Annotated in this window: 12 protein-coding genes; 7 read left to right on the top strand and 5 right to left on the bottom strand. The window is 48.2% G+C overall.

The window, feature by feature from the left end; genetic code table 11:
• Positions 1-96: 96 nt before the first annotated feature.
• Positions 97-1,089 (bottom strand): AAA family ATPase, encoded by a 993-nt coding sequence (locus tag F0P94_RS15275; protein ID WP_150904768.1) that lies wholly within the window; start codon positions 1,087-1,089, stop codon positions 97-99.
• A 311-nt stretch (positions 1,090-1,400) separates the two neighbouring features.
• Positions 1,401-1,772, bottom strand: coding sequence for a DMT family protein (locus F0P94_RS15280; RefSeq protein WP_150904769.1), 372 nt, complete (start codon positions 1,770-1,772; stop codon positions 1,401-1,403).
• Positions 1,773-1,991: 219 nt separating this feature from the next.
• Between F0P94_RS15280 and F0P94_RS15285 the strand changes: the two genes are divergently transcribed.
• The 7 genes from F0P94_RS15285 (at position 1,992) to F0P94_RS15315 (ending at position 18,219) form a co-directional block, all read left to right on the top strand.
• On the top strand, positions 1,992-6,617 hold the full coding sequence (locus F0P94_RS15285) for a fibronectin type III domain-containing protein (protein ID WP_150904770.1): 4,626 nt from the start codon (positions 1,992-1,994) through the stop codon (positions 6,615-6,617).
• Positions 6,618-6,635: 18 nt separating this feature from the next.
• The gene (locus F0P94_RS15290; RefSeq protein ID WP_225307243.1) at positions 6,636-6,848 is read left to right on the top strand and encodes a PID-CTERM protein-sorting domain-containing protein; all 213 of its coding nucleotides are present in this window, start codon (positions 6,636-6,638) and stop codon (positions 6,846-6,848) included.
• 738 nt (positions 6,849-7,586) lie between these two features.
• Positions 7,587-15,137 carry a GEVED domain-containing protein gene (locus F0P94_RS15295; protein WP_150904771.1) on the top strand — a complete coding sequence of 2,517 codons (7,551 nt, stop codon included), beginning with the start codon at positions 7,587-7,589 and terminating at the stop codon, positions 15,135-15,137.
• Positions 15,138-15,191: 54 nt separating this feature from the next.
• The gene (locus tag F0P94_RS15300) at positions 15,192-15,419 is read left to right on the top strand and encodes a PID-CTERM protein-sorting domain-containing protein (protein ID WP_225307244.1); all 228 of its coding nucleotides are present in this window, start codon (positions 15,192-15,194) and stop codon (positions 15,417-15,419) included.
• A gap of 211 nt (positions 15,420-15,630) precedes the next feature.
• Positions 15,631-16,143, top strand: a complete 513-nt coding sequence (gene xrtX / locus F0P94_RS15305) for an exosortase X (protein ID WP_150904772.1) — start codon at positions 15,631-15,633, stop codon at positions 16,141-16,143.
• On the top strand, positions 16,115-16,615 hold the full coding sequence (locus F0P94_RS15310; protein WP_150904773.1) for an XrtX-associated membrane protein: 501 nt from the start codon (positions 16,115-16,117) through the stop codon (positions 16,613-16,615). Before xrtX ends, F0P94_RS15310 begins: the two co-directional genes overlap by 29 nt.
• 890 nt (positions 16,616-17,505) lie before the next feature.
• The gene (locus F0P94_RS15315; RefSeq protein WP_150904774.1) at positions 17,506-18,219 is read left to right on the top strand and encodes a hypothetical protein; all 714 of its coding nucleotides are present in this window, start codon (positions 17,506-17,508) and stop codon (positions 18,217-18,219) included.
• A gap of 22 nt (positions 18,220-18,241) precedes the next feature.
• Here F0P94_RS15315 and F0P94_RS15320 read toward each other — a convergent pair whose 3' ends face one another.
• The 3 genes from F0P94_RS15320 to F0P94_RS15330 all read right to left on the bottom strand — a co-directional run bounded on the left by F0P94_RS15320 (position 18,242) and on the right by F0P94_RS15330 (position 19,907).
• Positions 18,242-18,652, bottom strand: coding sequence for a hypothetical protein (locus tag F0P94_RS15320; protein ID WP_150904775.1), 411 nt, complete (start codon positions 18,650-18,652; stop codon positions 18,242-18,244).
• A gap of 52 nt (positions 18,653-18,704) precedes the next feature.
• Positions 18,705-19,139: a SpoIIAA family protein gene (locus F0P94_RS15325; protein ID WP_150904776.1), complete on the bottom strand. Its 435-nt coding sequence runs from the start codon at positions 19,137-19,139 to the stop codon at positions 18,705-18,707.
• Positions 19,140-19,487: 348 nt separating this feature from the next.
• Positions 19,488-19,907 (bottom strand): hypothetical protein, encoded by a 420-nt coding sequence (locus F0P94_RS15330; protein ID WP_150904777.1) that lies wholly within the window; start codon positions 19,905-19,907, stop codon positions 19,488-19,490.
• Positions 19,908-20,268: the final 361 nt, after the last annotated feature.

Below are 20,268 nucleotides of genomic sequence, written 5' to 3' on the forward strand. Positions count from 1 at the left end.
TGAAACACTGGCAATGGTAAAAATCGGGAATAATGGATCCGATAATGTTTGGGCAGGTACAAGACCTGCCCCTACGGTTCAAAATCGGGTATTATCTTAACTGATCGGTACTTTCCGTAAAATGGCTTCCACGAAATCCTTGGTTTTTACGCCGTCGGCTTCGGCTTCGTAGTTCAGGATAATGCGGTGGTTCATCACGTCGGCGGCTACTTCTTTAATGTCTTCGGGTAATACGTAATCGCGTTCGTCGAAGAAGGCTACGGCTTTGGCAGCTAAATTCAGGGCTATGCTGGCCCGCGGCGAAACCCCGAACTGGATGTAGTTCGCGAATTCGGCGAGGTCGTATTCGGAAGGACGGCGGCTGGCGAAAACCAGCTCGATGATGTATTTCTCGAGCATTTCGGAGATCTGCACCTGGTTAATTTCGCCCCGGATGGCAAAAATGTCTTCTTTGGAAAGCACGGTATTCACTTCGCCCCGGTAGCCCATATTGCTCATGCGGCGCATTACTTCCAGCTCGTCGTTCTTTTTCAGGTAGTCGATGTACACTTTCATCATGAAGCGGTCTACCTGGGCTTCGGGCAGCGGATAGGTCCCCTCCTGCTCTACCGGGTTCTGGGTGGCCAGTACTAAAAACGGCAGGTCGAGGCGGTAGGTGGTTTCGCCGATGGTAACCTGCTTTTCCTGCATGGCTTCGAGCAAGGCGCTCTGCACTTTGGCGGGCGAACGGTTAATTTCATCGGCCAGGATCAGGTTGGAAAAGATCGGCCCTTTTTTTACTTCGAAAGCCGAAGAAGCCTGGTTGTAGATCATGGTACCGATGAGGTCGGAAGGCAGCAGGTCGGGGGTGAACTGAATGCGTTGAAAATTCAGATCTAGTACGCGGGAAAGCGTGTTTACGGTAAGGGTTTTGGCCAGACCGGGTACGCCTTCGAGCAAAATATGGCCCCCGGTAAACAAGCCGATGAGCAGGCGGTTTACCATGTACTGCTGCCCGACCACTACTTTTCCTACTTCGGTAAATACCTGCTTTATTTTCAGTTGATGTTCGCGGATGCGTTCTTCGTACGATATTTCTTCGGCTTCCATTACTCGTATATTCGATTGTTCGAGGTTCGTATTTTTGATGCGCTTTATTGCGGGTCGTTCTTCTATAACTGACGTTACGCAAGTTTTTTAAGGCCCCCCTTTGGAGGGGGCAGGGGGAGGATTTTACGTTATTTGATAAAAAAATGATCAGATAAATCTCCTGTCCTCCCCCTGCCCCCTCCAAAGGGGGACTTTTCCCCTGTTTGCTCCACGTAAGATCTATAAGGTGATTCTTTTAAATCAATACGTGGTGAATTTCTAAACGACCGGCCTGGCATCTGAACGCTAATTTACTTTTTTCTGCCGAAACCCTACCATTTTTTAAAGATGAAGAACACGGCCAGCACCATGAACAGGAAGCCGACCACGTGGTTCCAGGCCAGTTTATCGGTACGGAAAATGTAGACGGCCACCAAGGTAAAAACCGTGAGCGAGATTACTTCCTGAATGATCTTGAGTTCGAAAAGCGAGAATGGTCCGCCGTTTTCGCGGAAACCTATTTTATTGGCCGGCACCTGGAAAATATACTCAAAGAAAGCCAGTCCCCAACTGATCAGGATCACGCCTATTAAGCCGATGCCCTGCAGCCAACTTATCTTTTTGAATTGCAAATGCCCGTACCAGGCAAAAGTCATGAATAGATTGGAAAGGGCCAGCAGCAGAATGGTGTATAAAGCCTTCAAAACAATTTATTTACAGAATAAAAAAATGAATCTTTTGCAAGATAAGGGGTTGGTTGCGAAGGTTACAGAACTGACTAATATTTTTGTAACCATTACCCTGAATTCCGGTATAAAAAGAGGCTTTGCTCCAAACAAATACATTTGATTCCCTACGCTTTGCTTCGCTTATTTTGTTAAAACTGCTTTATTCTGCGCGCTAAACCTACAACCTGCAAACTTATGGTTAAACAACTACTTCCAACCAGTTTCTTATTTTCTTCCTATTTCCGACAGCGCCATGCTATCGGTCCGGTTTTAAAAACACTCTGCTTTTTGCTTCTGAACCTGCTTTGGGCAACCCAGCTGCAGGCCCAAACCGTTACCATACCGGCCGGTAACACCGACAACACGGCCGATGTGGACCCCTTCAGCCGGATAACGGATAATCCGCTGGGCAATTATTTTGGTTACGAACGTTCGGCTATTATTTACACGGCGGCAGAAATCGGTACTTCCGGTAATATTACGGCCATCAGCTTTTACCTGAACGCTACCAATACGCCGGCAGCCAGTACCCCGCTACAAATTTATCTGAAGCAAACTTCTGCCAGCGCCTTTACTTCATCCACGCTGGTTTCGGCCGAAGAAACCGGCGCTACGTTGGTATTCAACCGGAACGTAACCGCCAGCGAGCTTACACCAAATTCCTGGGTTACGCTTACTTTTACCTCGCCTTTTACCTATTCCAATGCCAGTAACCTGGAAGTGATTGTGGAAACGAACGGCGGAGATATAAACGGCGGCATGGGCGTAGATCCGGATCCAAACTCTAAAACCTTCCGTTTCTCCTCGACTGGTAGCGTAAACCAGTTTCAATACTGGCAACAGGACGGTTCTGCGCCTAATTTTCCGGGCAACCTGCTCGATTACCGGCCTAACACCCAGCTGGTTTTCGGCGCGCAGCCACAGCCCTGCAATGCTCCTACTAACCTCGCTTATTCTAACGTAACGTCCACTTCGGCCAGCATCAGTTTCACGGCAAATGCTACCGGCGCTCCCGGTACGTACGTATTGGAATATGGCGCTTCCGGTTTTACTCCCGGAACTGGTACCGTTGTTAATAATATTTCGAATCCGTACGATTTAACCGGCCTGAGTCCCTCTACTGCTTACCAGTTTTATATCCGGAAGAATTGTGGCGCGGATGGCACCAGCCCTAATGCCGGACCGGTAAGTTTTACCACCGCCGCGCCGCTTACCTGCGATGCCCCAACCAACCTGAATGCCACCAACGTTACTTCTACATCGGCCCAGCTTAATTTCAGCCCAAGCACGACCGGCGCTTCCGGTTCTTACACGCTGGAATACGGTCCGAGCGGTTTTACCCGGGGTTCGGGAACGAGTGTAAGCGGGTTAAATGCTTCGCCTTATAATGCTACTAATTTAACTCCCGGCACCAACTACCAATTCTATGTAACCAAGAATTGCGGTTCCAATAGCACCAGCAGCACTGCCGGACCAGCAGCTTTCACAACTGCAGCTGCCCCAACCTGTAACGCGCCTACCGCGGTAAGCGCCACCAATGTTACCACTACCTCGGCACAGATCAATTTCAGCGGCGGCGGCACCGGCACTTCTTATACCTTAGAATATGGCCCGAGCACTACCTTCCCGTCCGGCACTACTACCACCGGCATGAGCGGCTCGCCTTTCACTTTAAGCAACCTAAATCCGGGCACCTCTTACAGCTTTGTGATCAGAACGAATTGCAGCAACGGCCTTACCAGCGCCAACAGCCCGACCGGCAACTTTACCACTACGACTGCTCCAACCTGTAATGCACCAACCAACCTGACAGCCTCCAACGTAACGGGTACTTCGGCCAGCATTGGTTTCTCGGCCAGCACCACGGGAGCTACCGGTACGTACATATTGGAGTATGGCGCTTCCGGTTTTACTCCCGGAACTGGTACCGTTGTAAACAATATTTCGAATCCATACACATTATCTGGCCTTACCCCGTCAATTTCTTACCAGTTCTACATCCGGAAGGATTGCGGCACAACCGGCTTCAGCGCTAATTCCGGTCCGGGCAGTTTTACCACCGCCGCGGCTCCGCTTGCCTGTAATGCGCCTACCAACCTGAATGCTTCCAATATTACCACCACTTCGGCCAGCCTGAACTTTACGCCTGGCAGCGGCGGTGCAAGCGGCACCTATACGTTGGAGTATGGCCCTAATGGTTTTTCGCGCGGAAACGGTACCGTTGTAGCCAACCTGACCGGTTCACCTTATAATGTCAGCAATTTATCGCCGGGCACGGCTTACCAGTTTTACGTAACCAAAAATTGCGGCTCGAATGGCAACAGTACCACTGCTGGTCCTGCGGCTTTCAGTACTACGGCTGCCCCACAGACCTGTAATGCACCGACCAACCTGACTGCTTCTAGCGTAACAGCTACTTCTGCTTCTATTGGTTTCTCCGCCAGCACCTCCGGCGCTACTGGCACCTACGTGCTGGAGTATGGGCCTTCCGGGTTTTCTGTCGGAAATGGTACCGTTGTAAACAATATTTCAAACCCTTTTAATTTAACTGGCCTTACTCCATCAACTGCCTACCAGTTCTATATCCGGAAAAATTGCGACACAACCGGAGTAAGCGCCAATGCCGGACCGGGAAGCTTTACCACGGGCGCGGCTCCGCTAACCTGTGATGCACCCACAAACCTGAATGCTACCAATGTAAGTTCTACCTCAGCCAGCCTGAACTTCAGCCCGAGCACCAGCGGCGCCAGCGGAACGTATACCCTGGAATACGGCCCGAGTGGTTTTTCCCGCGGAAATGGTACCGTTATTACCGGCTTAACTTCTTCGCCTTATAATGTTACCAGCCTTACCCCGAATACAGCTTACCAGTTCTATGTAACGAAGGATTGCGGCGGCAGCTTAACCAGTACCACTGCAGGCCCGGCTAGCTTTAACACCCAACCAGCGCCTTCCAGCTGCGTAGCCGGTACCTGGCTGGGCACAACTTCCTCTAACTGGCATACGGCCGCTAACTGGTGCAACGGCCAGATACCTACTTCCAGCACCGATGTAATTATTCCGTCCGGAACTACGTTTGCCCCGGTTATTTCATCGAACGCTTTTGCCGATGATATAAATATTAATGCAGCTGCTACTTTAACTATTTCAGCGGGTACGCTTACCGTTGGCGGGCAGTACACCGAAGGCGGCAGGTTAATAAATACCGGCACCGGCTCCCTGGCCTTTACCGGCACCAACCTGCAGCAGGTAGGCAAAGCTGGCAACACGGTTACCTTCCTGAATTTATCGTCCGGACCGGGCGGTATTACCTTGGGTGGCCCGGTTGGGGTTAGAAGATTGCTGACCCTGAACGGCAACCTGGTTACCAATGGCAACACGTTTACCTTAATGTCGGACCCTTCTTTACAGGCCATGGTAATTAATGCACCGGGTATAGTGGTTGGTACGGCAACGGTGCAACGGTATATAAATCCGGGGGTAAACCAGGGCCTCGGGTACCGCCACTTAACTTCGCCGGTTGCTAATGCTACTATCGCGCAACTGAACGATCCGGGAGTAAACCTGGTGGTGAATCCGGCTTACAACACAAATCCGAACCCGGGCACTACCCGCCCTTTCCCTACCATTTTCCGCTATAACCAGGGCCGCTTATCTGGCGCAAAGTCTGACTTTACCTATGGCTGGGAATCTCCTAATTCGTTGAGCGATCCGATGACTCCGGGCCGGGGCTTTACCGTGAACATGCTGCCGGTGCAGGTAACCATTAGTGGTGTGCTGAATAACGGCATTGTTACAACCGGCCCGCTCACCCGCGGAAGTACGGCTAATTCCGGTTGGCACCTGGTTGGCAACCCTTATCCTTCCCCGATCAACTGGGATAAAGTAACGGTGCCGTCCGGGCTGGATAAAGCCGTTTATGTTTACCGTTCTAACGGGCAGTACTCCGGCTTTTATGCCAGCTACGTGAACGGAATCGGTGTGCCGGGAACCAACCTGATCCCGACCATGCAGGCTTTCTTTGTGCGGGTAACTTCCGGAGCGCCAACCTTAACCTTTACCAATGCCGCCCGGGTTACTGATTATGAAAGCCCGGCCTTGTACCGTAAGGCAAATACCGACACACGTCCGCAAGCGGTCCTTTCACTGGGAACTACCGGCGGCCAGCGGGATAACCTCTATATCTATTTTGAAAACGGCGCAACCGCCGGTTTCGATTCGCGGTACGATGCTGCCAAAATACCGAACCCCGGCAACATCCCGACTTTCTTCTCGCTGGCCGGAACCGAAATGCTGGCCATTAATGGGTTGCCAGGCCTGAACGCGGCAACCTCCGTTCCGTTAGGCGCCTGGGTTAGTCAGGCCGGCACATACACCTTGCAGGCCGAACAATTCCTGAATTTCCCGGCAAACCAGCAAGTGTACCTGGAAGACCGCCTGACCGGTACCCGCACGAACCTTCGCCAGCAGAACACTTATACCTTTACCACTACGCAAACTGATCTGGCGGGCCGATTCTACCTGCATTTCGGAGGCTCCGGGGTTAGTGGCCTTGCTTCGGCAAAAGATGGTATGAACCTGGTAGTTTATCCGAACCCGAACCGCGGGCAGTTTACGCTTAGCATGGCGCTACCGGATACCAAACCGGTAGATGCAATGCTATTCAATGCCGTTGGCCAACAGGTATGGCAGAAAAAAATAAATCCAGGGGCAACACATTTGCTAGAGAATATAATAATCAATATATTGCCACGCGGCATGTACACCTTGCAAGTGAAAACTTCTGCCGGAATTATACAGCAAAAAGTAATTATTGAATAAAAACAGTAGGGAAACACTATGAAAAACCTGTTAGACAAAATCGTTAAAACTACGCTTCTTTCCGGCTTACTGGCAGGCGCCGCCCTGGTAGAAGCTTTTGCCCAAGGCACTCCCGGCAACGGCGGCCCAACCCCGGTAGATATTCCGATTGATGGTGGGGCAAGTTTATTGGTTGCCGGCGGCGTAGCCTTTGGCCTGAAAAAGCTGCGCGACCGCCGGAAAGCGAGGTAATATCTGATGGCAAATTTGGGCAGTCGGTAATTACTGTTGTTAACCTTAATCTGAATTATCCTTTAAAAAGAGCTTCCTGCGGGAAGCTCTTTTTGTTTGGAAACCCGCTTGAAAAGATGCCGACATGTTCTGCTGGCAGCTGGTACTATTTCTCTTAAAATATTACCGTTCCGTGCAAAATCTATGATATTCCTGAATATACAGCAACAAGAGCGCTTTGTCCTGTGCTATACCGGTTGTATCTTTTGCAGGAAGTTTCCAGATAATTCCACAAAAACAGTTAAACAAAAAACATTCTCTTGCATCCTCCCTGGAAGTTTTTGCACTCATCTATTAAGACAAATTTTCGCGCAAGGATTTCCGTTAACTTACTAAAAAAGCTCCTTTACTATAATCCTACTTATCTCCGCCAAATTCCTATTAAGAAATTATTTTTATTGCAATATTTTATTTTTTATATAAAATTTAATTCACTACATTTAAAACACTTGTTTTAACATCCAAGCTGCTTCAATAGATTAAATACAAACGTTAATAATTGTTATACAATTAAATTTAAATCTATGTAGTACTAAACTCTACCTCCGCCATCTGTTTCAAGCTTTTCAGCTCTTTTCCCGCCCTTTTTCACTTCCCGAACAAGTTTTAGTTTAACGTATACCGCTTCTCATTTTTGAAAGTGAAAGGTATACCCTTGCCGCGAATTTAATTTCCCATATCTAACTTAAACTAATTTCTATGACGAACATTTTACTCTTCAGAAACAACTTACAACAGCGGGCCAGGAACAAGATCAGGCTGCAGCTGACAAAGGCAAAGCCTCAGTTAAAAAAACAATTAGCAAGTTATCTTTTCCTGTTGGCTGGTTTGCTCCTCAGCCAGAATGCATTCGCCCAAACCACTGTCCTGAATGAAGGCTGGGAGTCGGGAACCAATGGGTGGACTATTGTTAATGGAACCCAGACCAATAAATGGTTCGTTGGAAGTGCCACAGCCGCAACGGGCTCTAATTCGGCCTATATATCCAATAACGCTTCAGGCACAACCCATAACTATTCCACCACCAATACTTCTACTGTCCACTTTTATAAGGACGTAACTTTTCCGGCAGGTGAAACAGACATCACCTTATCCTTTAAATGGAAAAATGCCGGAGAATCCGGATGGGATTTTATTAAAGTATTTTTAGCTCCTACAACTGTTACGCCTACCGCAGGTTCGCAGCAAAGCAGCAATCAAATAGGTTTAACCGATGGCTATGTTTCTTCCAGCACTTTTACGACTGCTTCCTTTAAATTAGCAGCCGCAAACGCCGGTACTACTAAACGGTTAATATTTTCCTGGAGAAACGATGGCTCTGGTGGATCGCAGCCTCCAGGATCAATAGACGATATTCTTATTACCACTGCCCCTGGATCGCCTTTAACGGTGGGAGCTATAACCTTACAGCAAACAGGTGGTTTTGTTAACCGGGGATCTACCAATAACACTATTGCCAGGATTGAGATACCGGTTAACGGTACTACAGGTAATTTAACATTGAACAGCTCAGCTATTTTCAGCCTTAATACCAGCGATGCCGACATTAGTGCGAACGGCGTAAAATTCTGGTCGGGAACTGCCACTGCCCCCTCTACCCAGATCGGAACGGCCCAGAGCTTTTCCGGGGGAAAGGCTAGCTTCAGCAGCTTAAACACTGCTTTAAGTATCGGCTCTAATTATTTCTGGGTAACCTATGATGTTGCTGCAAGCGCTACGCCCAATAACCAGATAGGTGGCTACCTGAGTGCGGGCACTATTTCCATAAGTGCTTCAAACGGAGCAACCGCTCCCGGCAGCCAACCTTCCTCTAACCTTAATCCGGGAACTACCCGCCAGATCAATTTTTATTGCGTTCCGGTAATCTCAACCGGTTGTGGTGGCGACATTTTGAACCGGGTTACGGTTAACACCTTGAACAACAACGCTTCTGGCTGCAACGGAAACGCTAACAGCTATATTAATTACCCGCCATCCACCTATACCACCACGCTGCAACGTTCTACCAGCCATTCGGCTACCGTAAGCGTTACCGGAGATACGGAAGCAGTAGGTATCTGGCTCGACTGGAATCAGGATGGGGATTTTCAGGATGCGAATGAGTTTATGGGCTCTACTGCGGTGCTGGCAGTTGGCGCTACCGCCAACCTGACCATAAACGTTCCGGCAACGGCAAATCTGGGCGCTACCCGCATGCGGGTAAGAGCCAGGTACAATACCGTGCTTACAGCTACCGATGATTGCAGCACTTACACCTATGGCGAAACCGAAGATTATACGATTACTGTAGATCCGGCGCCGGCCTGTCCTCCTCCGGGGAATTTAAGCGTGTCGAACCTGGGTTTAACCACGGCTACTCTTAACTGGGCAGCAACTTCTGCAGCCACCAATGGCTACCTGCTCCGGTATAAGAAAAATTCCGATGCGGCAACTGTTTCTACCTGGGCCACGCCAACTGTATTGGCTGCAGGTACAACTTCTTTTAACCTCTCCAACCTGGCAAACGGTACACAGTACGAGTTCCAGGTACAGTCCGATTGCGGCAATGGGTCGACCAGTTCATTCAGTTCTTCTTTTACTTTCAGTACCCTGATAGAAGGGGCAACCTGTGCCGTAGCTAAAGCAATTACATTATCACCTTCAGGCTACAGCAGCGGCAGTTTAACAACCTGTGGCGCCGGCAACGATTACGGGATATCCGGATCGAGCAGTTATGGGGCCGGGGAAGATTACGTATTTGCCCTGACCGTTACCAATGCACCGGTTACGTATAAATTTACCCTGGGTGGCTCCGGCACTTATAAGAGCTTAACTGCTTTTAATGGTTGCCCTTCCCCAGTGTCCGCTCCAACCAATAGGGTCGGCGGCGAAATCACCACCGGTTCCGGTACAACCGGAAGCGGAACCATCCAGTTTGCCACCAATGGCACTTATTACCTGGTAGTAGACCACTGGCCTTCGCCAACCTGCGGCAACTTTACCTTAGATGTAACTGTGCCACCACCACCGCCAGCTAACGATGAATGCGCCAATGCTGTGCTCCTTACGCCCAATATGGCCTGCACCGCTACTGCCGGAACCATATTCAATGCTACCAATTCAAACATTCCCGCCTCAACCGGCACCGCCGACGACGATGTGTGGTATAAATTTGAAGCCTCGGATAGCAAACAAATAATCACTTTAACCAGCCCTTCCGGTACCGATTTAGCCATGGAAATTTTCTCGGGAGCCTGTGGCAGCCTGGTCTCCAAGCAATCTTCTGACCCGAATACCATGATTGTTACAGGCTTAACGGCCGGACAAACCTATTTTGTTAGGGTATATTATTATTACGGTTCGGTAGCATCGGCAGCTGAAGGGGATTTTACCATTTGTATTCAATCGCCTCCACCGCCACCAGCTAACGATGAATGCGCAAGCGCTATAACGCTTACTCACAGCGGTACGTGCAATCCTACAACCGGAACCCTCTACGGTGCTACCCAAAGCGGTCCAACCGCCCTGAACGGCACCGCCGACGATGATGTATGGTACAAATTTGTGGCTACTCAGACGCAGGCAAACTTTACGGTTGCCTCTCCCGGTTTCATTGATCTGGTAACTCAGGTATTCTCCGGAAGTTGCGGCAGCCTGGTATCCGTGGTAAGCTCCGACCCGAACACCTTCAGTGCTCTCGGCCTGACTGTAGGCAACACGTATTATGTACGCGTATTTTCTTACTCAAGCTCATATATTGCTTCCTCGGCCGCGGATGGTGAATTCAGTATTTGTTTAACCACCCCGCCGGCGCCACTTTCTTACAACGTTTCCCGCAATACCGGAGTAAGCTTTAACTCCATTGCAAACTCGGGCAGCTGCTTTAACTGGACCTACAGCACCACCAGCACCGATGACAACCTTGCCCTTCTGGATCTGGCTACGCTTGGGTTTACCGGATTTTCTTACCAGGGCAATACTGTTTCGGCGCTTAAGGTTTCTACCAACGGTTTCCTGACCTTTAACAGCACTTACAACAGCAGCAGCGGAGCAGGCAACGACTTTACCACTATTGGTTCGGTAGTAGCGCCATTCTGGGAAGACCTGGTTATTCAGGGTAATCCGGGCACTGCTCCTAATACCAATATCTGCAACTTTATTAAGTACAATATTACCGGAAATCCAGGCAGCCAGGTACTGACCGTAGAATGGCGCGAAATGGAAACTTATGGCAATGCAGGCCCGAGCCTTTCTTTCCAGGTAAAATTATACGAAGGCAGCAACAGGATTGAATTCGTGTATGGCAACATGGTTGGTTTCAACGGCACGACCGATTACACGTATTCCTATTCTGCCGGTATCAGTGGTGCCGCAGTAGCATCCACGCCGCAGCCGGGTGAATTACTGGCCCAGCAGGTTCCAAATGCCAACAATTTCTCCAATACCTTACAGAATAATCTGAACTGGGTACCGGAATGCTACAGCAAAATAACCTTTACCCCAGCTGCCAGCCCTACCCCTGTAAGCGGCACCATTTCGCCAATCACGAATCAGGTTTGCAGCAGCGCTATTCCTTTAACTGTAGGAACCGGTGTGTCGAATGATTTCTGCCAGGTTTACCGCTCCGGCCTGAACCCAGGCGAAACTGCCCCAACCATTACTACTGCCTGCTCCCCGGCCCTTACCGGCAGCGACGATGATGTATGGTTTACTTTTACTACTTCCCAGGTAACCAACAATGTAGTAATCGTAAATGGCTCCGGCGGTTATGACGCTGTTGTTGAGATGTATTCCGGCACTTGCGGTAGTCTGGTAGCAGTTAACTGCAAAGACGCAACCGCCAGTGGCCAAACCGAAACATTAACCAATAACCTGCTGCCGGCCGGCACTTATTACGTGCGTGTATTCGCATACGGAACCGGCGCACCGTCCAGCAGCGGAACCTTTACCATTTCTACTTACTCTACCGTTGCGCCACCGGCTAATGATGACTGCAACCTGCTTGCTGCCTACGAACTTACTCCGGGCATGACCTGCAGCAGTACTTCTTCCGGCAACACCGCCAATGCTACGGCCACTACCGGAGTAACAGCCTGTAATGCATCTACCCCAGGTACCGCCGATGATGATGTCTGGTACTCTTTTGTAGCGACTTCCAATACCACCTGGGTAGAAGTAACCGGAAATTCCGGCTATAACCCGGTTATGCAGATCTATTCCGGCAGCTGCGGCAGCCTGGCTAATGCGGGCTGCTTCAATTCCACCAGCACCGGTGGTACCGAAGCGGCATTCTTTAACGGAAATGCCACCGTTGGCGCACGTTATTATGTACGGGTTTATCATGCCGCAAACGGCTCCACTCCAACCACTGGCTTTAACATCTGTATTACAACGCCTACGCCAAACTGCCCAACGCTTAGTGCCCCTTCCAATAACCTGACCGGGGTAGACCCTACAGCTACTAGAGCGCTATCCTGGACGGCTCCAAGCGGCATTACCCCTGCTTCTTATGATGTGATCGTAAGCGCTAACAGCAACTTAAGCAATCCGCTTATTTCTATGAACGTGACCACCACTTCTTATACCATTCCCGCTAATACCCTGAGCTCAAGCACAGTTTATTACTGGTCGGTGGTATCTAGAAACGCGAACGGTGCTTCCACCAACTGTACGGTAAACAGCTTTACCACTACCGGTACAGTTCCTTCATGTGCCCTGAATATGGCGCCGCAAACCGGCAGCACGAACCTTCCGCTTACCCAGGCACTAACCTGGACCGCTGGCGGTGGTACGCCAACGGGTTACGATGTATATTTCGGAACTGCAGCCAATTCGCTGGTTAAAGTTGTAAGCAACGGTACAGCCACTACTTATTCTCCTACGCTGGCCTATGGTACTACTTACTACTGGAGCGTGAACCCGATCAACAGCAACGGCACGGCAACTGGCTGCTCCGTACTTTCTTTTACAACAGTTAGTGCGCCACCAGCCAACGATAACTGCTCCGGAGCAATTGCCTTAACGTTAAGCACACCGTTAAATACTACTTCGGTTAATGCTACCAAATCGGCAACCGGTTGCGTGGGCAACGCCGACGATGACGTTTGGTATAAATTTACGGCGAACGCTACCAACACTGATTATACCATTACTGCTACCGGTAACGGCTCGTTCAACCCGGTTATTCAGCTTTACGGCACTTCGTGCGGTTCGGCTTCTCTGGCTTGTTCGAATGCCAACTCCACTACCTCTGAAGTATATGCTGCCACGGGTTTAACCAAAGGAGCAACGTATTTCTTCCGCGTTTACAACTTTGCGGCCGGTTCGGGCACTTTCAGCATAGAAGTAAAACCAACCGTAAACGACCTGATTATAACTAGCAATCAGAATGTTTCAGGAACGTACAACAACGTAACGGTTCAGAGCGGCACGGCTACGGTAACCGGACCACTTACTGTTAGTGGTAACTTAACGGTGAAGAATGGCGCTACGTTAGCTACCCGCAACAACATTATTAGCGGCGGCATCTTCACCCTGGAAGCAGGCGGTAACCTGCAGATCGGTTCTACGGCAGGTATCAGCGCCAGCGGCAATACCGGCAATATTCAGTTTACCACCCGCAACTTTAACACCGGAGCCAATTATGTGTATAATGGTACTACCGGCGCGCAGGTTACCGGAACCGGCTTACCTGCTACCGTACAAAACATTACCATTAACAACGGCAACGGCGTAAGTTTAACCAACAACCTGAGCGTAACCAGAGTGGTAACCTTAACGAACGGAAACCTGAACCTGGGAGCCAGAACGCTTACCCTGGTATCGAATGCTTCCGGCACAGCCATGGTAGTGAACACGAATGGTATTGTTAACGGAACGGCTACCATGCAACGGTACATAAGTGCCGGAAACGGCAGAGGTTACCGTCAATATGCCTCTCCGGTGGTATCGGCGGCCATTTCCCAGCTTAACGATAATGGTTATACCGCAATTGTTAACCCGGCTTATAATGCCTTACCGATGCCAACTATTCCGTTTGCGCAGTACCCGACCATCTTTAAATACGATGAAAGCCGGATCAATGCATCCTTCGATGACTTTACCACCGGTTGGGCCTCTCCTGCCTCTACCTCAGAAGTAATGACCCGGGGCCGCGGTTATACCGTTAACATTCCGAGAACTACTGTAGACCTGAGCGGTACCCTGAATAACGGAACTGTTTCGGTGGGAACGCTTTCTAAAGGCTCGGCGAATAACTCTGGCTGGCACTTGCTGGGCAACCCGTATCCGGCGCCAATAAACTGGGATGTGGTTCGTGCAACCTTGCCGGCAGGTATGGCAGATGCCGTTTATGTATTCCGTTCTACCGGCACTTATACCGGGCAGTATGTGAGCTATGTAAATGGTGTAGGCCCAGCCGGCGCCAACCTGATTCCAGCCATGCAAGGCTTTTTTGTTAAGGTGAACAGCGGCACGCCGGCGTTCTCTTTCAGCAATGCCGCACGCCTTACTACGTATGCGAACCCGGCCATGTACCGGCAGGCAGAAACCCGTCCGCTGCTTCAGCTGAACCTGGCCAATGCCACCGGCAAAGCCGATGAGTTGTACATCTACCAGGAGGCCGGCGCTACGCTGGACGACGATGCGCAGTTCGATGCCTACAAAGTTCAGGGCAACGGTAACGATGTTCCTACTTTGTACAGCGTTACGCCAAACGGCAAGAACCTGTCTATCAGCGGACTGCCAGCAATACTGGTTCAGGAAACGGTTATTCCGTTAGGTATATATGTTGGCACAGCCGGCACTTATACCTTCCAGGCAGCACAGTTCCTTAACTTCCTGGCCGGTATGGATGTATTGCTGGAAGACCGGCAAACCGGCACCTTGCAGAACCTGGCTACCAATGGCACTTATACCTGTCAGTTAACAGCCGGCAGCAACGTAACCCGTTTTGCCTTGCGTCTGAAACCAAATACCAGAGTAAGCGGAACGGCCGATCTTCTGGCCGGCGCCCTGAAAGATGCCCTCGTATTCCCGAACCCGACCAATAACAGCAAGGGCTTTACGCTGAGCATTGGCGGCCTGCAGAACGAGAAGCTTCAGGTAATGCTTTACAACCAGGTAGGCCAGCTGGTAGAAACCAGAACCATTACGCCAACAAATGGCATGGTGGCCGAAAACTTCTCTGCCGAAAAGCTTGCTCAGGGTATTTACACGCTGAAGCTATCGACGAATGGTTACAAGGTTGCCAAAAAGGTTATTATTCAATAATTTAAAAAGCCGGGGTGCATAAAACACTCCGGCTATAAACTTTAAGACTACAATATGATCGCGTTAACTAATTTACTTATATACGAAAAACTGCTGGCCTGTATGGCAGTGGGTATATTGTTCTTAATTTCCGGCCCGGCAATTGCCCAGGGCACCCCGGGGAACGGCGGCCCTACGCCAGTCGACATTCCGATTGACGGCGGCATAAGTTTGTTGATTGCAGGTGGCGCTGCCATAGGATTAAGCAAACTCCGCAAGAGGAAGACCCGTAAGCACGGATAATTCGCAACAAAAAGAGGGAGGCTGAAAAGCTTCCCTTTTTTGTTACTTAAAACTGCTTTCAGTGGATTAAAAAGTTTCCCGGTATTCTGACTTTTAGCAAAGCAATTAATCTGAAAGGATACGGGCAACTTTCCAGAAAACCCTTTTATGTTCTGCAAAGAATTTTATTTTTTCTTAAAAACCTGTAAATTGGAGATGGATTGAAAACGTTATGGAAAACTCACGGGAAACTATAAAATTTCTGCTTACGGCACTGGGGCTCTATATACTCTGGTATTTGCTTTATGATCTCTGGATATTACCGGACGGCCGCCTGGATAAGTGGTTGTGCCAGAATGTTGCTTTTGTGGGAGCACAAGCCTTGCACCTGCTGGGCTTTAACGGCGCGGTGAATGACGTAACCGTATTTATTAATCAAAGTCCGGTGGTCCGGGTCGGAAATCCGTGTAACGGGTTAATTCTGTTTGCCTTGTTTACGGGGTTTATTATTGCTTATCCGGGAAGCTGGAAAAACAAGTTGTTTTACATTCCGTTAGGAATTGCGGCAATTTACATCCTGAATATTATCCGGGTTATATGCCTGGCGTTAAACGGCTTTTACAGTTACGAAACGCTCGACTTCAATCATAAATACACCTTTACTTTTATTGTATATGCCTTCATCTTCGGCTTCTGGATGTTGTGGGTAAAACGCTATGCTAAACCGCTCCCAAACCTGGATTGAGCAACATACGCTCAACTTTTCGCCATTTAGCAGAAAAGTCCTTTTAGCCCTTCTTTTCAGCTTGGTGTTCCTGGCCGGTGTTTTTACCGAACAGATCTATCATGCATTCGACCTTTTATACAAAGCTGTTTTTACGGCGCTTGGGCTGGCCGGTAGCCTGGAAAGATCGCAGCAGGAAGTATCTACGCAGCTTACCGAACGCAACTGGCTAACCATGATCAGTTACGGGCTGCTATATACCATACTTTGCTTTATAACGGTACACATTTTCCTGAAAAACGCGCGCAATACCCTGATCGCAGGCTTACTCTATGCCTTTCTTTTCGGGCTTTGTATAGCTCTGATTTTAACCGGTAAAATATTTTCATCGCTGCACTGGCCTTTTATGCTTACCCGCCGTCTGATAGAAATAATTGTATCGCCGTTGCCGGTTATTCTTTTAATGGCCACTTTAACTAAAAGAGCGAAGTAAGCAGGCGGATGGAGCTCCTCTCTTCCCTGGAAGCTTCTTCGCAGGCTCGGGAAAAACGCCCTGAATGAAAAAGTACCCAGACCACCTTCTTTTTATCTAGGCTACGGGAAAAGCGTTTTAAACCAGTTAAGAAGCTGATTTATATATACCCACAGCAGTTTTGAGATTGTTCCGGGCAAATGAATTTCTGTAGGGAAGCGTCTTGACTTTCCTCTTCAGAGAGATCTTATTTTATGCGTTAACTTCTTATAATACGAAGCTTTGCGAATAATGCAGAAGCGCTCGTTTACAATTTGTTTTCAGTTTCTATGCTTAGCTTTTTAGCACTCAGCATTCCGCAGGATGTGCCTTTGCAAAGAGGAATCTTCCTTTATGCTTACGGCCTCCCTACCCCTATTTACGGAATTCACCCAACGCCCTTATCCTAGGTTATCAAATTTTTCATCGACACTCCGGGCCGGTTTTTTAACATGGACCCAAAGCTTATTATAAATTTTCAAACAATTTTTTATAACAAGCACGTTTTAAAGCATTTTAATATAATTTATACAAGAATAATTAGACAACATATTGTTGCATAAATAATTTAAACTTAATTTTGCAACAAGAATTTCAATATTCTGGTAACGTATCAATATTTCATATAACTACTAACCGAAAAACGCCAAATCTTCATTCGGATAGTAAAGCAAAAAGCTAAGATGAGTGTTTTAATAAAATCAGCCAGAATACAAGCGACCATGCCGTTTTACGGCATTTTCCTGATTTTTATTTTAACTATTATTAGCTTGCCGGCAAAGGCGGATCTATACCTCACCAAATTAAGCGGAGACTATACCGCGACCAAAATCTGGGTTAACAATGAGCCTGCCCCTGACAATGTTAATTACATGGACACGGTATTAATTAAAAACGTAATTAATGCCGATGACCTGAAAATTAATAACGGCGGCCTGATGGTTGTGTACAAGCAATTAAATGCCGACGAAATCACGTTGAATGGCCCTGATTCAAAACTTATTGTAGAAGAAGGTGCCATCCTGAACGTAAACTCCATAAAGGGCAATTACGAAAACATTGTTTATAAATCAAACCAGATACTCCCGGTAACGCTGATCTCATTTTCCGTTAAAGCCTTTACGCCCAGCGCCAACCTGCTTACCTGGAAAACGGCTCAGGAAAAAGATAACAGCCATTTTGCCATAGAAAGCAGCACTAACGGCCGGGAATTTAAAGAAATAGGCAAGGTAAAAGGTACGAACGCTTCCTTCACTTCCGAATACACCTTCGAAGACAAGGCACCGGTTGCAACCAATACTTACTACCGGTTAAAGCAGGTAGATTTTGATGGCACTACCACCTACTCCCCGGTAGTGGTTTGTAAAGCTGAAAAAAGTGATTTCCGGGTATTGGGTCGCGAACTTGTTTTTGACGGGCAGTTTACCGGACAAATCAAGTTAATGGACCTGAATGGCCGGATCGTATTTTCTGAGAAGCTGACCCAGCAAAATGATTATCGGTTTAACGAAAAAAACAAAGGGGGCTTTGTTCTTTTAATTGAATCGGAAGGCCAGCAGGTACATAGCCAGCGTCTGATCTTATAAAGTGCTCCAGGCCCGGGGCAAACTATTGCAGCTCGGCCATCGAAGCGAACCAGGCCATCGCACTCTCCTCATCATTAAAATACCGCGCACTCACGTTCTCCAGCGGTTGCATACCCCGGGCAATATTACCAATAGAGGCGTTGCTATAAAAGTCTTCCGACAGAATTATGGCCAGTTTTCCTCCCATTACCATTGCATGAAATTGGGGCAGGAAATGGGTTACGGTCCAGTTCTGATCGTTCAGACGGATAGCGCTCAACTCCCTCAGGTCCAGGATCCAGTTTTGCGGAGCTTTGAGCTTTCCTAACGCAAGCGCCTGGCTCAACCCCTCCCGGTATTCATAGCTATTTTCGAAACGCGACCATTTTACCCGGGCTAAATTAAATTGCTCCTCGAAGTGAATGGTGACGAATGGCTTTTGGAAAAACAACATAAAAGTAAAATCTGATATGGTTAGAACTCCCTTAGTCAGAGCTCTTATCAAATTAAATGCCGGACTTTAACCAGCTTTTCGCTTCTTCCAGTTCCGAAAAGATCATCATCTCCAATTGGGAATGAAGCTTAGAGAAAAGCGGCTCGGCAGCCATAACGGAATAACTGCCCGGATGCGCTACCAGCACATATTTTCTTAAACCGGCCTGCAGCGCATTCGGCAGCCAGATATTTTCCTGCCAATCGCCCAGATCGGCCCATGTACCATGTACGCTCCTATGGTCTACCAGCAGGGCACTGGTTTTTGATTGGGCAAGCAATTGCAGGCATTGGTTTGCGCCGGTAATTAAAAGCTTTTTGGTTACGAAGCCCTGCCAGTGGGAATGCACGAAATCACCATCAGAGGAAAGCGATAGCTTGTGGCCATTACTGGAAACGCCGGCAGAGACCTTTTCTAATTCGGGGCTGATGGTAGATATACGTTCCATTGTGGCTGTACTAAAATTAACACCTTTTCCATACCAGCAACCTTAAAACAGGGATTCCGGCGAAGGAAAGAATTACACGGAAATTTACGAAATCTTCTTCTGCAAAAGAATAATAATCACAAATAAATTATTGAACGCTGTGTTAGCTTACTTTCCAGCGTGCAGGCAGCCCGGTGTCTTTTAATAAAAAACGGCTTGTAAAAGGAAAACCAAGCCAAACGCTGGAATTATCTCCTAAATCAAGATTTCATACAAGCTAGCGTTTACCCTACCCTAGAGAGCAATTTAATTGCCCGGAACTGCTTCAGAAATTGCTACAAGTATTTATAAGCCAGCTCCTAACCAGCTCTATACTTCGCGGTTTAACCAGGAAGCAGCCATTTCTTTGTTGTCGAAAATAAAAATATTGGGATTCCGGATCTTAAACCGTAGCGTTTCTTTTGGAAAAAGCATATTGATCCGATCGGGGGAATGCACCCAGGCAAAATGCATGCAACCTGATCCGTAAAGCCTCGGAAACCAATCGCTTACGATCCACTTTACAGGAGGCAGCCAGGCCTCGGCATCGAGGCTGTGGTGATCCAGATTGGTATTATCGATAAGCACCCGGGCGCAACCGCTCTTCTTTACAAACGCGAGGATCTCTTCACAACCCTGCATGATACTGGCTGCCGATTGCATGCCCTGCCAGTCGGCATATACATAATCATCCTGCTGATCGTAAGAAATAGTAAGTGTGGCTTTTGTGATAAATGCAGCTGCTTCCATAATCCCTTTTCCGGCCTGCTGCCTGATTATAAGCTTCAGTAGCGCACCGGAACAGAGTTAAAGATAGGCAGAATTTTTCAACAAACTAAGTATTTTATAAATTTTTAATTGTTTATTTATATAACAATTAGACTTTAAAAGTCTTAAGAAGCTTAAATACACAGAATCTGCATGTTATAGGAAAGTCACCCTTTCTCCGGGTAGCACACTCAGGGTTCTGATAAATACCGAAGAAGAGTTGATCCCTGAAACCTTGCAATTCCGAACAGAAGTGGATCAGGCAGAAGATTTTTGGGCGAAATTTCGGATCAAGCTAAAAATTTGAGGGGGATTAAAAAAAGTGTTTGTTTTGGGTTGAATA

The sequence above is a fragment of the Adhaeribacter soli genome, assembly GCF_008727925.1.
GTDB lineage: Bacteria > Bacteroidota > Bacteroidia > Cytophagales > Hymenobacteraceae > Adhaeribacter_A > Adhaeribacter_A soli.